This window comes from Limnohabitans sp. MORI2 (assembly GCF_027925025.1).
In the GTDB taxonomy this organism is placed as follows: domain Bacteria; phylum Pseudomonadota; class Gammaproteobacteria; order Burkholderiales; family Burkholderiaceae_C; genus Limnohabitans.
Window position 1 is genome coordinate 1342509 of sequence record NZ_AP027058.1, and the last position, 13462, is coordinate 1355970.

A 13462-nucleotide genomic window follows, 5' to 3' on the forward strand; every position below is an offset into this window, starting at 1 on the left:
TTGAATCCGTCTTAAATCAAGCCATTGGCTTTCAATGTGCGACTTTGACTTGCCGTGAAAGCCGCTTGTTGTATGGGTGTGAGCGCCGCATATTGCGCGGCGCTTAACCCACTCAAGGCGCGCACAGACAAGGTGCGGATTTGTTCAACGGAGAGCGCCTGAAGCTGTTCGTCCCCCATGCGCGAAACAAAGGTGGCATTGAGGGCTGAGAGTTGTTTTGATGTCATGGCCGACATGACATGGGCATCTATCGCTTGAATCGCATCCGACCCAAGTGCATTCAACAGGGTTGTGTTCAGTGTGGTGATGCTGCCTGCGCTGAGCGATTGTCCAAACTCAGCACCCAAATGCGCTGCTTGAGACACGCTGAAGGCATTGATTTGGGAGGTGCTCAGTGCAGCAAACTGGGTGTGCGTCATCGCCTCTAGCTGTTCTGTGGTCAGCCCTTTGATGGCATTGGAATTCAATTGACGCAGTTGGGTATCAGACATTGCATGTAGTTGATCCGTCGAGAGGGCCGAAACCTGCCAACGACTCAGCTGATTCACTGTTTGCGCACCCAAGGATTGAACTTGCGCGGTGGTCAATGCAGCGATTTGCGTTTGAGAGAACAAGCGCGTTTGCGATTGGGTCAAATTAGCCACCACATCGGTGCTGAGCGCAGCCACCACATGACTTGTCAATGCACGGATTTGATGAGGGGCGAGTCGGTTGAACTGCTCGCTGCTGATGGCCGCAATCTGCTCATCCGTCATCTGGTCGACCTGAGATGCCGTCAGTGCTGCCACCTGTGCGTTTGACAAAGCCATGATCCCAGATGTACCGAGTGCAACAACATCATCGGTGCTCAAATTTTTAATTTGTGTGCTGGATAAGGCCCGGATCTGCGACGTCGACAAGGCTGCAAATTGCTCCGTGGTCAATGCCTCTAAATGCGCCTTGGTTAATCCAGCCAGACTGTCAGTGCGCATTGCGGCGATTTGATCGGTTGTCAAATTCGAAATTTGTACCGTACTGAATTCAGTGATGTCCGCTTTGCTCAACCCTTGTATCTGTGCGGTTGTGAAGGATTGAACCGTTTCAATGGTCAATGATCTGATTTGCTGGGCGGAGAGTTTGGAGACATCCTCCGCATCTAACGCTTGAATTTGCTCGGTCGTCAGCGCTGATAGCGCCATGGTGCTCAAGGCTCTGACCTGCAGTGCGGACAGTGCAGACACAAACCCTGTCGATAAGCTGCTGATTTGTACGGTGCTGATTTTGTCGACTTGCTTGTCTGACAAAGAATTCACTTGCGATGAGGAGAATGCATTGAGCTGATCGGCATACAAATGGGCTATTTCGTCGGTGGTGAGTGCCGAAATTTGCGGCTGACTCAAAGCACTGACATGGGCTGTGCTGATCGATCCGATGGTGGTCGTGGAAATATGTGCGATCTTTTCGTTGTTGATACCCGCAAAGACCTGTGGCGAAATTTTGTTCCACTGCGCAAAACTGATTGCTTTGATCTGCGCGCTACTCATGGCACTGAAATGGGCTGCCGTCAGGGTTTTGATCTGATCAGTAGAGAACCACGGAATTTGCGTGGTCGTGAACGCTTGTATTTGCTCCGATGTGAATTGAACCAATTCGTTGAGCGGTATCTTCTGAATTTGAAGCGATGTCAAACCCTTGATGTTTTGCGCAGAATAGGGCCCCACCAGCGCAGGATTAATTGGGCTTGGCGGTATGTAAGGAAACGGATAGCTGCTGGCAGGTTTGAGCAAGCTCATGGCCACGGGCAAAAAGAATACATAGCAATCGCCTAATCGACACGAACCTGTCAAAACTTGAGCATGATGTCGTCATGCAAAATACCTCCTCATGACCGAAGCTTTGTTCGTTTTGTACTTCGTGGTGCTGATCGCCACGCTGATCGTCAAAACCCCCATCATCAAAGGCCCGTGGCTGTTTTTGCTGCGCGCATTTTTTCCGAACTGGAAGTTTTTTCATGCGGTGGGCTATGTGCCGCATCTCTATGCACGCTCAGCCGTGCAACTGGCTTCGGGCGAGCTGCAATGGTCTGATTGGGTGTTGATTTACCCACGCCGTGTGCGCCGCTTGAGCCACCTGGTGCACAACCCCGACACCAACATTGGCCTCGGCCAACAAAACATGGTCGACCACTTTTGGGCCGATTTGCATGACTTGCCCGAGGGCGTAGACCCACGCGGCTTGGTCAGCTACAAGATGATGCAGCGCTTGTGTGACCAAGTGCTGCGTGCGCGTGATGTGAATTTCACCCATCGCCAGTTTGAGCTTCGCATGGTGTTGGATGGCCGCTCAGAGACAGTTGATACCCAAGTGATGATGACTTCGCCTGTGGAGCCATCTTTATGTTGAGCGTTACTTTTCTTCAAGCATTGATTGAAGCGCCCACGTTGATGGCGATTCGTGCCACCGAGTTGGTGTTTGCGTGGAGCCTCACCATTCAAACCCTCGAATACTTGCGCATGGGCCAATACACCGCCAACGATGCGTTTTGGTCTTGGCAATTGCAACGGGCTGATATTCCCAATGCCCCTGTGCGTGCTTTGCTGGATGTACTCTTCAAACCGCACATGCATCAGTTGCATTTGTTGTTGCGCTTGTGTGCGGCGGCGCTGTTAGCAGTGCAGGGCGCATCGTTACCGCTGATTGGTTTTTTGTTTGTGGGCAATTTGCTCATCCTCATCCGTTGGCGCGGCGCGTTCAACGGTGGGAGTGATTTCTTAACGCTTGTGGTGCTCACAGGCCTGCTCATCTCGCAAGTGGTGGGCGCGTTTGGCAACGTTCAGCTGGGTTGGCAAGCGGGCTTTTGGTACATCGCCATTCAAGCCATCACCTCGTACTTCATGTCAGGTGCCGTCAAGCTGCTGCGCCGTGAGTGGCGCAATGGCTCGGCCATGACCATCTTTTTGAACGGTGCTATTTATGGGCCACTGTCAGCCACACACCCGCTGCGCAACAAGTGGCTCACCCTCATGGGGTCGTGGGGCTTCATCGTGTGGGAAATTTTGTTTCCCATCAGTTTGCTTGACCCACGTCTAGCCGCCGTGTTTTGCGCTGTGGCGGCGTTGTTTCACTTTTTGGTGTTTTGGTTCTTTGGCTTGAACCGATTTTTCTGGGCGTGGATGTGCTCGTTCCCAGCCATCATTTGGTGCAGCGCGCAGTTCAGTGCGCGCTTTGTTTAAGCCACATTGGCCAGCGATTTAAGCCATCGCAGCTTCAATCGCGTCCATCGCTTCGGTCAGCTCCAACCAACGCATTTCTAGCTCGGCCAACTCGTCTTCTACGGCTTTGAGCCGTTTGCCTGCTTCAGCAATCTCAGCAGGGGGCAGGGGTGTGGCGAGTTTGTCATGCAGGGCTGTTTTCTCAGCCTCAAGCGTGGACATGCTTTTTTCCACGGCATCGAACTCTTTTTTCAACGGACGCTTTTTCTCGTTGATCTCTTTACGCAACTGCGCGTCTTCTTTGCGTTGATCACGCGAGACGATGGGTTTGGGCGTTGGCGATGCGGTGGCCCCCGTGGCTTTGTCACTCGCTTGAATGGGCGTGGTACTCGTTGTGGGCGCATCTTGACTCGCAGCGGCGCTGCTTGCCGCCGCTTGCGCGGTGGCCGCATTGGCAGCCGCTACAGCCTCGGCGCGTAGACGTTTGCCTTCGTCCAGCAAGTAGCGTTGGTAGTCGTCCAAGTCGCCATCAAACGGCTCGACGCCGCCGCGTGACACCATCCAAAACTCATCGCACACCGCACGCAACAACGCACGGTCGTGGCTCACCAGCATCACCGTGCCTTCAAACTCGTTCAAGGCCATGCTCAGTGCTTCGCGGGTGGCGAGGTCTAGGTGGTTGGTGGGTTCGTCCATCAGCAAGAGGTTGGGGCGCTGCCACACCAACATGCACAGCACGAGACGGGCTTTTTCGCCGCCGCTCATGCTGCCCACGGCTTGCTTGACCATGTCGCCGCTGAAATTGAACTGACCCAAGAAGTTACGCAGGTCTTGCTCGCGTGTGGCTTGGCCGCTGAGTTTGCCTTCAGCGGTCAAGCGCTTGCACAGGTCAATCATGTGTTGCAACGGGTCGTCTTTGGGGTGCAGCACATCAAGCTCTTGCTGCGCAAAGTAGCCAATGTTCAGGCCCTTGCCTTCGGTGGTGTCGCCTTCAATGGCTTGCAAATCACGCGCAATGGTCTTCACCAAGGTCGATTTGCCTTGGCCGTTGGCGCCCAAGATGCCAATGCGTTGCCCCGCCAGCACCGAGCGGTTGATGTTGCGCACGATGATGGTGGGCGGTGTGCCCGCAGGCGCGTCAGACGGGGCAGGGTAGCCCACGCTCACGCCTTGCATGCTCAGCATTGGGTTGGGCAAGTTGGCAGGCTCTTTGAACTCGAAGCTGAACTCGGCATCGGCCAAGAGCGGCGCAATTTTCTCCATGCGGTCCAGCGCCTTGACGCGACTTTGCGCTTGCTTGGCTTTGCTGGCCTTGGCCTTGAAGCGGGCAATGAACTTTTGCAAGTGTGCAATCTTGTCTTGCTGACGCGCAAAGGCGGCTTGTTGCAGCTCCATTTGCTCGGCGCGCATGTCTTCAAACTTGCTGTAGTTGCCGCCGTAGCGCACGAGCTTGCCGTGGTCGATGTGGAGGGTGACGTTGGTCACCGCGTCCAAAAACTCGCGGTCATGGCTGATGACCACCATCGTGCCTTCGTATTTCTTGAGCCACGCTTCGAGCCACACCAAGGCGTCCAAGTCCAAGTGGTTGGTGGGTTCGTCCAGCAGCAGCAAATCAGACGGACACATGAGCGCACGCGCCAGTTGCAAGCGCATGCGCCAACCGCCCGAAAAGCTGTTGACGGGGTTGTTCAGCTCGGTGGTCTTAAAGCCCAAACCCAAGATGAGCGACTGAGCGCGTGCGGCGGCGTCGTGCTCGCCCGCATCGTTCAAGGCCATGTAGGCGTTGGCCATGCGCTCGTAGTCGTCGGTGGCTTCGGCGGCTTTGACCTCGGCGCGTGCGTCGTTGAGCACGGTGTCGCCTTCAATCACAAACTCGGTGGCGCTTTGCTCGGTCTCGGGCATGTCCTGGGCCACTTGGCCCATGCGCCATTGAGCAGGGATGTAGAACTCGCCCGCGTCTTCGTGCAAATTGCCGTTGAGTAACGCAAACAGCGACGACTTGCCCGCGCCGTTGCGGCCAACTAAACCGACTTTTTCGCCAGGGTTCAAGGTGACGGTTGCGCCTTCAAGCAAGACCTTGGCGCTGCGGCGCAAGGTGACGTTTTTAATGGTGATCATGGGACAGAAAAATTCGGTGTGCGAGAAGGTGGCGTGTCGTGCGTGTGCAGCGACGCGTTAGCGCGGAAGTTGTTGCAGGGCTTCACGAGAGACCAACAACACTTGGTCGTCGCCTGCGCTGGTGGAGAGCCACACAACGTCCAGCGTGGGGAAGGCGGCTTCAAAGTAGGGGCGCTCGTGGCCAATTTCGAGCACCAACACGGCGTGCTCGCTCATGTGGGCGGGGGCATCACGCAAGAGCGTGCGAATGAAGTCCATGCCGTCGGTGCCGCCAGCCAGTGCCAGCTCGGGCTCGGCTTTGAACTCGGCAGGCAACTCGGCCATGCTTTGTGCGTTCACATACGGTGGGTTGCACAAGATGAGGTCAAACACGCCATCGGCGTTTTGCAAACCGTCTGATTCGGCGAGCGTGACGCGGCTTTGCACGCCATGTCGTTCGACGTTGATGTGGGCTACTGCCAGTGCGTCTTTCGATAAGTCCAAGCCTTGCACGGTCACATCGGGAAACGCCAACGCCGCCAAGATGCCGAGGCTGCCATTGCCCGTGCACAGATCAAGCACGCGCGAGGTGTCGGTGTGCAACCACGGGTCGATGCTGCCGTCAGCCAAAGCTTCGGCAATGAGCGAGCGCGGCACGATGGCCCGTTCGTCGATGTAGAACGACACGCCTTGCAGCCACGCCTCTTGCGTGAGGTAGGCCGCAGGCTTTCGCGTGGCAATGCGCTGGGCAATCAAGGCCTGCACGTCTTGCACTTGCTCATCGGTCAGCGCCACATCGTGCTTGGGGTCAGAAAAATCGGTGTCGAGTGGCAAGCCCAATTTCCACAACACCAGCCACGCGGCTTCGTCGTCGGCATTGGTCGTGCCTTGGCCGAAGCTCAATTGGCCTGCTGCATGGACAGCCTCAAGCTGCTGCGCGCTCTGAGCAATGAGCGCGCTGAGTGTGGTGGTGGGGTTCATTGTGCGGAGGCGGCCTGAGTGGCCATGCCGTGCAACTGTTCGAGCACACGGCGGTAAATGTTTTTGAGCGGGTCCAAATCAGCCACGGCCACGTATTCGTTGATTTTGTGGATGGTGGCGTTAGGTGGGCCAAGCTCGATGACTTGGGGGCAGACTTGCGCGATGAAGCGGCCGTCGCTGGTGCCGCCGGTGGTGGAGAGTTCGGTCTCCACGCCCACTTCGTCGCGAATGGCGCGTTGTACGGCACCCACCAAGTCACCGGGCGTAGTGAGAAAGGGCAGACCGCCAATGGTCCATTTCAAGTCGAAGTCCAAACCGTGTTTTTGCAGCACAGCAGTGAGGCGCGGTTGCAGTTGCTCAGGCGTGGATTCGGTGCAAAAGCGGAAATTGAAATCCACCACGCATTCGCCAGGGATCACGTTGCTCGCGCCCGTGCCCGCATGGATGTTGCTCACTTGCCAGCTGGTAGGCGGGAAGAAGTCGTTGCCTTTATCCCACTCAATCGCCACCAACTCGGCCAAGGCGGGAGCCAATAGATGGATGGGGTTTTTGGCGAGTTGCGGGTAGGCAATGTGGCCTTGCACGCCTTTGACGGTGAGCTTGCCGCTCATCGTCCCGCGTCGGCCGTTTTTGATCATGTCGCCGGTGCGCTCGACCGAGGTGGGCTCGCCCACGATGCAGTAGTCGAGCTGTTCGCCACGGGCCTTCAAGGCTTCGCACACTTTGACGGTGCCGTCTAAGGCTGGGCCTTCTTCGTCGCTGGTGAGCAAGAAGGCGATGTTGATCGCGGGATCGGCGCACGCTACCGCAAACTCTTCACACGCCACCACCATCGCTGCCAACGACGCTTTCATGTCGCTGGCCCCACGGCCAAACAATTTGCCGTCGCGGTGGGTGGGGGTGAAGGGGTCGCTGGCCCATTGGTCAATGGGGCCGGTAGGCACCACGTCGGTGTGGCCTGCAAACACCAAAGTTTTGGCGCCTGCGTGCTTGCTGCGTTTGACAGCCCACAGGTTGCTCACGCGAAAGGTGTCAGGCCCGCTGTCGATGCGCTCACACTCAAAACCCAAGGGCGCAAGCCGTGCGGTGATGATGTCCAAACAGCCCGCGTCCTCGGGGGTAACCGATGGACGCGAGATGAGTTGCTCGGTGAGCTGGAGGGTGCGAGACATCGTTAAAAAGATCAGTCGCGCAACAAATCGTTGATGCTGGTCTTGGAGCGGGTTTGTGCGTCCACGCGCTTGACCACGATGGCGGCGTACATGCTGTAAGGCGCGCCGTTGGCAGCCACTTTAGGAATGTTGCCTGCCACCACCACAGAGCCAGAAGCCACGCGGCCGTAGCTGATTTCGCCTGTGGCGCGGTCGAAGATGGGGGTCGATTGGCCGATGAACACGCCCATGCCGAGCACAGAGTTTTCTTCGATGATGACGCCTTCCACCACTTCAGAGCGAGCGCCGATGAAGCAGTTGTCTTCAATGATGGTGGGGTTGGCTTGCAAAGGCTCCAACACGCCACCAATGCCCACGCCGCCAGACAAGTGCACGTTCTTACCGATTTGTGCGCATGAACCCACGGTGGCCCATGTGTCAACCATGGTACCGCTGTCCACATAGGCGCCGATGTTCACGTAAGAGGGCATCAAAATCGCACCAGCAGCCACAAAGCTACCGCGACGTGCCACAGCTGGTGGCACCACGCGCACGCCAGCGGCTTTCATTTCTTCTTCGCTCAGGTGGGCAAACTTGGTGTCCACTTTGTCGTAGAAGGCCAAGTCACCAGATTTCATGACGCGGTTGTCGTTCAAACGGAAAGACAACAACACCGCTTTCTTCAGCCATTGATGCACGGTCCATTGGCCCACGCCTTCACGGGTGGCCACGCGCAAGCGGCCAGCGTTCAATTCGGCAATGACGTGGTTCACGGCATCGCGCACTTCTTTGGAGGCGTCGGTCGCGCTGATATTGGCGCGGTTGTCCCAAGCGTTGTCGATGACGTGTTGGAGTTGGTGTTGAGTCATGGTTGTCTTCTCTACGTTGAAATTAAGAATGGAATCAGGAATGGGTGTTTTTGATAAACGCCACGATACGTTGCGCGGCTTCTAAGCATTCGGCGGTTTCAGCCACCAAGGCCATGCGAATTCGACCGGCGCCGGGATTAAACCCTTGGGCCTGGCCAATGCCATTACTGGTTCTGGCCAAGTAGCTGCCCGGCAGCACCGTCACATTGTATTGAGCCAGCAAGTCGCGGGCGAAAGCCACATCGTCGCCACCAGGAACCGCAGCCCACAGGTAAAAACCAGCGTCTGGCAAGCGCACATCCATCACGGCTTCGAGCAGTGGGGTGACAGCCGCAAATTTTTGGCGGTATTGCTCACGGTTTGCCACCACATGGGCCTCGTCGTTCCAAGCGGCCACGCTGGCGGCTTGCACCATGCCGCTCATGGCTGAGCCGTGGTAGGTGCGGTAGAGCAAGAACTGTTTGAGGATGTTGGCGTCGCCCGCCACAAAACCACTGCGCATGCCCGGCACATTGCTGCGCTTGGACAAGCTGGTGAAGGCCACCAAATTTTTAAAGTCTGTGCGACCCAACTTGGCAGCGGCCTCCAAACCACCCAAAGGCGCTTCTTCGCGAAAATAAATTTCGCTGTAGCACTCGTCGCTGGCAATCACAAAGCCGTACTTGTCGCTCAAAGCAAACAGTTTTTCCCAATCGCTCATGGGCATCACGGCGCCTGTGGGGTTGCCGGGTGAGCAGACGAATAACAACTGGGTTTTGGCCCATACGTCGGCAGGCACGCTGTCCCAATTGACGTTGAAGTTCAGCGCAGGGTCGCTGGGTGCGTAATAGGTTTGGGCGCCGGCCAACAGCGCAGCACCTTCGTAGATTTGGTAGAACGGGTTGGGGCAGACCACCACCGCATCGCGTGTGGGGTCAATCACGGTTTGGGCAAAGGCAAACAAGGCCTCGCGTGAACCGTTGACGGGCAGCACTTGCGTGGCGGCGTCCAGCTTTAAACCGTAGCGGCGTTGCATCCAGTTCACGCACGATTCGCGCAACGCAGGCAAGCCAGCGGTGGCAGGGTAGGCGGCCAACTGGGCTGTGGCTTTGGCCAAAGCATCGAGCACCAACTGCGGCGTGGCGTGGCGTGGCTCGCCAATGCCTAGGCTGATGGGCGCATAGGCGGGGTTGGGTGTGACGGTGGAGAAAAGTTGCTTCAGCCGCTCAAAAGGATAGGGCTGCAGACTCGAAAGAAGGGGGTTCATGACTGCTATTATCCCCGCGCTCTGTGATCAATCTGAACTCTATGTCTACACCTACTTATCTCGACCTCACCCGCGCCAAAGAATTTGCGTTTGAGGCTGACCAATTGCGTGAATTGGTGGTGACGTTTGAGCAAAGTCTGGTGCAGGAAATGGCTGTGATCCAAGCGGGTCTGGTAGCGGGCGATGCTTTGAAGGTAGAGCATGCTTTGCACGCCTTGAAAGGCTTTATGCCTTTGTTCGCGACCGAGTCTTTGGCGCAAGCCATGACAGATCTCTATCAGACCAGCCGTGAGCAGGCTTTGAACGTCACAGGCCCTGTGTTTACTGCATTAGTTCCTAGTTTGGAGGCCTTGTTGGCCGAAGTTCGCGCTTGGCTCGCCTTATGATTACACCCTCATAAAAAGAGGCTTTTCAGTGCGTCTGAATTCAATCAAGTTATCGGGTTTCAAGTCCTTCGCGGAACCCACCAATTTCATGCTGCCCGGCCAATTGGTCGGCGTGGTGGGCCCCAACGGTTGCGGTAAGTCCAACATCATGGACGCCGTGCGTTGGGTGCTGGGCGAGTCCAAAGCGTCCGAGCTGCGTGGTGAGTCCATGCAAGACGTGATTTTCAACGGCACGACCACCCGCAAAGCGGCCAGCCGCTCCAGCGTGGAGCTGGTGTTCAGCAACGAAGACCACCGTGCCGGCGGCCAGTGGAGCCAGTTTCCTGAAATCGCGGTCAAGCGCGTGCTCACGCGCGATGGCGGTTCGAGCTACTACATCAACAACCAACCCGTGCGTCGCCGCGACGTGCAAGACGTGTTCTTGGGCACGGGTTTGGGCCCACGCGCTTACGCCATCATTGGCCAAGGCACGATCAGCCGCATCATTGAATCCAAGCCCGAAGAACTGCGCTTATTCCTCGAAGAAGCGGCTGGCGTATCTAAGTACAAAGAACGCCGCCGCGAAACTGAAAACCGCCTGAGCGATACCCGCGAGAACTTGACCCGCGTGGAAGATATCTTGCGCGAGTTGAACGCCAACCTTGAAAAGTTGGAGAAACAAGCTGAAGTGGCTCAGCGCTACCACGCGCTCAACGCGGATGTGACCTTGAAGCAGCACCAACTGTGGTTCTTGCGCCGTGCTGAGGCCGAAGCCGACCAAGTGGGCATCAAAACCCAAGCGGACAAAGCGGTGAACGATCTCGAGAGCCGCATTGCCGATTTGCGCCACATCGAAGCTGATCTTGAAACCGTGCGCCAAGCTCACTACGCAGCGGGCGACCAGGTGAACCAAGCCCAAGGTGCGTTGTACGAAGCCAGCGCCGAAGTGGGCCGCTTAGAAGCGGAGATTCGCTTTGTGGTGGAGGGCCGTCAGCGCGCCGAAGCCCGCCTGATTCAAATCAAAGAACAAACCGCGCATTGGGCTCTTCAGAGCGAACAAGCGCAGCAAGAGATTGAAAATTTAGCATCCATGGCCATGGACGGCGAAGAAAAAGCCGTCATGCTCGCCGCGCAAGTGGAAGAGCAGGCCATGCAACTGCCCGAGCTGGAAGAAGCCTTGCGCATCGCCCAACAACGCAGCAATGAGCAACGCTCCAGCGTGGCCCAAGTGCAGCAGCAAATTCAGGTGTTGGCGGCAGACCAACGCAACATCGAAGAACAAAGCCGCAATCTGCATGCTCGTCAAGAGCGTTTGAGCGCCGACAAAAACGCCTTGGCCGCCCCTGATGAAGTGCGCCTGAACAATCTCAAAGAGCAACTCCAAGAGGCTCAAGCCCACGCCGAAGTCACGGCTGCGCAACTCGAAGAGCTGCAAGCCAATGTGCCTGTGCTCGACGAAGCACGTCGCGCCGCACAACAGGCTGTGAACGACGAACAAGCCAAGCAAGCCGATTTGTCGGCCCGTTTGGAGGCCCTCAAAGCCTTGCAAGAAAAAGTGCAGACCGACGACAAGCTCAAGCCTTGGCTCGCCAAGCATGGTTTGGACGGTTTGCAAGCCTTGTGGAGCCGCATCCACATCGAAGCGGGTTGGGAAAACGCACTTGAAGCTGCATTGCGTGAGCGCATGGCATCGCTCGAAGTGTCTCGCTTAGACATCGTGCGCGCCTTCCAAACCGATGCACCACCTGCCAAGTTGGCTTTCTACACACCACCAAGTGCTTCCGCACCCGAGTCACAAGGTAGCCTGCCTCGCTTGTCTGACCTGTTGCGTTTGAACGATGCAGGCCAAAAAGCCTTGTTGACCGATTGGCTCAACGGCTGCTTCACAGCACCGAACCTCGACGAAGCCTTGGCCAAGCGCAGCAGCTTGCAACCAGGACAAGTGATTTATGTGCCGAGCGGCCATGCCATTAGCGCGCACAGCGTGAGCTTTTATGCGCAAGACAACGAACAGTCTGGCTTGTTGGCCCGCGCCCAAGAAATTGAAAACCTCGACAAGAGCAGCAAGGCCCAAGCCTTCATCGCGGATGAGGCGCGCAACGCCCTAGTGCGAGCCGAGGCTGCGTACAGCGAATCGTCACAACGCTTGGTGAGCATCCGTGCCGAAGCCACCGCTGCACAAGCCACAGCGCATGAGCTGCAAGTGGAGACCTTGCGTCTGAGCCAGTTGGCCGAGCAAACACGCGCGCGTAGCGAGCAAATCAGTGGTGACTTGTCAGAGGTTGAAGCCCAATTGGCCGACCTGCAAGAACGCCGCGCCACCGCAGAAGCCCGCTTTGAAGAGCTGGACATGCAACTGGCTGACAGCCAAGAGCGTCATGCCCAGCTAGACGAAGCCGTCATCAACGCCGAGCGCCGCTTGAACGACAGCCGCGAACAACAACGCAGCTTGGAACGCCAAGCCCAAGAGGCCCAGTTTGCCCAACGCAGCTTGGCCACGCGCGAAGCCGAACTCAAACGCATCATCGACACCGCCACGCAACAAGCAGCTTCGGTGTCTGCCGAAGAAGCGCGTGTGCAAGAAGACCTCACACGTTTGACCGATGCAGCCGCACAAGCGGGCTTGCAAAACGCGCTGAACATCAAGATGGAGCGCGAAGCCGCACTGGCTGCCAAACGCAGCGAGTACGACGACCTCACCACCAAACTGCGTGCCAGCGACGAACGCCGCTTGCAGCTGGAGCGTGAGTTGGAACCTTTGCGCCAACGCATCACTGACTTCCAACTCAAAGAGCAAGCCGCGCGTTTGGGCCTCGAGCAATACAGCCAATTGCTGGCCGACGCCGAGGCCGACCTCGAAGCTGTGTCCGCCTCCATCCTCGCCAACAACGTGCGCTTGGGCGGTTTGCAAGGCGAGATCGACCGCCTGCACCGCGAGATTACCGCCTTGGGCGCTGTGAACTTGGCCGCGTTGGAAGAACTGGCCAGTGCCAGCGAACGCAAACAGTTCTTGGATGCGCAAAGCACTGACTTGACCGATGCCATGAACACGCTGGAAGACGCTATTCGCAAGATTGACGCCGAAACCCGCGAGCTCTTGGGCGGCACCTTCAAGGTCGTGAACGAGCACTTTGGCCGCATGTTCCCAGAGCTCTTTGGCGGTGGCAATGCCAAGTTGGTGATGACCGGCGAAGAAATTTTGGACTCTGGCGTGCAGGTCATGGCCCAGCCACCCGGCAAGAAAAACCAAACCATTCACTTGCTCTCAGGTGGCGAAAAAGCGCTCACCGCGATTGCGTTGGTGTTCGCCATTTTCCAACTCAACCCAGCGCCGTTTTGTTTGCTGGACGAGGTGGACGCGCCACTCGACGACGCCAACACCGAGCGCTACGCCAAGCTGGTGTCGAGCATGTCCAAAGAAACCCAATTCCTGTTCATCTCGCACAACAAGATTGCGATGGAAATGGCCGAGCAACTCATCGGTGTGACCATGCAAGAACAAGGCGTTTCCCGCATTGTGGCGGTGGACATGGAGTCTGCTGTGTCCATGGCGGATGCTTGA

At 57.1% G+C, this 13462-nt stretch carries 10 protein-coding genes; 4 read left to right on the plus strand and 6 right to left on the minus strand.

Translation table 11 applies throughout. The features are described from left to right. Nucleotides 1-11 precede the first annotated feature (11 nt). On the minus strand, nucleotides 12-1772 hold the full coding sequence (locus tag QMG27_RS06350; RefSeq protein WP_281810221.1) for a hypothetical protein: 1761 nt from the start codon (nucleotides 1770-1772) through the stop codon (nucleotides 12-14). A gap of 91 nt (nucleotides 1773-1863) precedes the next feature. Here QMG27_RS06350 and QMG27_RS06355 point away from each other — a divergent pair, with 91 nt between their 5' ends. Continuing rightward, the gene (locus QMG27_RS06355) at nucleotides 1864-2382 is read left to right on the plus strand and encodes a hypothetical protein (protein ID WP_281810223.1); all 519 of its coding nucleotides are present in this window, start codon (nucleotides 1864-1866) and stop codon (nucleotides 2380-2382) included. Further along, nucleotides 2376-3212 (plus strand): hypothetical protein, encoded by an 837-nt coding sequence (locus QMG27_RS06360; RefSeq protein WP_281810225.1) that lies wholly within the window; start codon nucleotides 2376-2378, stop codon nucleotides 3210-3212. The genes QMG27_RS06355 and QMG27_RS06360 overlap by 7 nt, the downstream gene beginning before the upstream one ends. A gap of 18 nt (nucleotides 3213-3230) precedes the next feature. Here the strand turns inward: QMG27_RS06360 and QMG27_RS06365 are convergent, their stop codons facing one another. The 5 genes from QMG27_RS06365 to dapC are packed head-to-tail and all read right to left on the minus strand — an operon-like array spanning nucleotide 3231 to nucleotide 9535. Then, a complete protein-coding gene (locus QMG27_RS06365; protein ID WP_281810227.1) occupies nucleotides 3231-5309 on the minus strand; it encodes an ATP-binding cassette domain-containing protein in 2079 nt (692 codons plus the stop codon). Between the two features lie 57 nt (nucleotides 5310-5366). Beyond that, on the minus strand, nucleotides 5367-6269 hold the full coding sequence (gene prmB / locus QMG27_RS06370; RefSeq protein WP_281810229.1) for a 50S ribosomal protein L3 N(5)-glutamine methyltransferase: 903 nt from the start codon (nucleotides 6267-6269) through the stop codon (nucleotides 5367-5369). Beyond that, the gene (gene dapE, locus QMG27_RS06375) at nucleotides 6266-7441 is read right to left on the minus strand and encodes a succinyl-diaminopimelate desuccinylase (protein ID WP_281810230.1); all 1176 of its coding nucleotides are present in this window, start codon (nucleotides 7439-7441) and stop codon (nucleotides 6266-6268) included. Before dapE ends, prmB begins: the two co-directional genes overlap by 4 nt. An 11-nt stretch (nucleotides 7442-7452) precedes the next feature. Further along, entirely contained in the window at nucleotides 7453-8289 is an 837-nt protein-coding gene (gene dapD, locus QMG27_RS06380) for a 2,3,4,5-tetrahydropyridine-2,6-dicarboxylate N-succinyltransferase (protein ID WP_281810231.1), read from the minus strand. A gap of 34 nt (nucleotides 8290-8323) precedes the next feature. Continuing rightward, entirely contained in the window at nucleotides 8324-9535 is a 1212-nt protein-coding gene (gene dapC, locus QMG27_RS06385; protein ID WP_281810232.1) for a succinyldiaminopimelate transaminase, read from the minus strand. 41 nt (nucleotides 9536-9576) lie between these two features. Between dapC and QMG27_RS06390 the strand changes: the two genes are divergently transcribed. Together QMG27_RS06390 and smc are read left to right on the plus strand one after the other, a co-directional pair. Continuing rightward, nucleotides 9577-9921 carry an Hpt domain-containing protein gene (locus QMG27_RS06390; RefSeq protein WP_281810233.1) on the plus strand — a complete coding sequence of 115 codons (345 nt, stop codon included), beginning with the start codon at nucleotides 9577-9579 and terminating at the stop codon, nucleotides 9919-9921. A 28-nt stretch (nucleotides 9922-9949) separates the two neighbouring features. Continuing rightward, on the plus strand, nucleotides 9950-13462 hold the full coding sequence (gene smc, locus QMG27_RS06395) for a chromosome segregation protein SMC (RefSeq protein ID WP_281810234.1): 3513 nt from the start codon (nucleotides 9950-9952) through the stop codon (nucleotides 13460-13462).

Excerpts from the sequence above, each read along its gene's own strand:
- dapD (WP_281810231.1), bottom strand. The coding sequence starts at position 8,289 with ATGACTCAACACCAACTCCAACACGTCATCGACAACGCTTGGGACAAC.
- dapE (WP_281810230.1), bottom strand. The coding sequence starts at position 7,441 with ATGTCTCGCACCCTCCAGCTCACCGAGCAACTCATCTCGCGTCCATCG.
- QMG27_RS06350 (WP_281810221.1), bottom strand. The coding sequence starts at position 1,772 with ATGAGCTTGCTCAAACCTGCCAGCAGCTATCCGTTTCCTTACATACCG.
- QMG27_RS06365 (WP_281810227.1), bottom strand. The coding sequence starts at position 5,309 with ATGATCACCATTAAAAACGTCACCTTGCGCCGCAGCGCCAAGGTCTTG.
- prmB (WP_281810229.1), bottom strand. The coding sequence starts at position 6,269 with ATGAACCCCACCACCACACTCAGCGCGCTCATTGCTCAGAGCGCGCAG.
- QMG27_RS06360 (WP_281810225.1), top strand. The coding sequence starts at position 2,376 with ATGTTGAGCGTTACTTTTCTTCAAGCATTGATTGAAGCGCCCACGTTG.
- QMG27_RS06390 (WP_281810233.1), top strand. The coding sequence starts at position 9,577 with ATGTCTACACCTACTTATCTCGACCTCACCCGCGCCAAAGAATTTGCG.
- QMG27_RS06355 (WP_281810223.1), top strand. The coding sequence starts at position 1,864 with ATGACCGAAGCTTTGTTCGTTTTGTACTTCGTGGTGCTGATCGCCACG.
- dapC (WP_281810232.1), bottom strand. The coding sequence starts at position 9,535 with ATGAACCCCCTTCTTTCGAGTCTGCAGCCCTATCCTTTTGAGCGGCTG.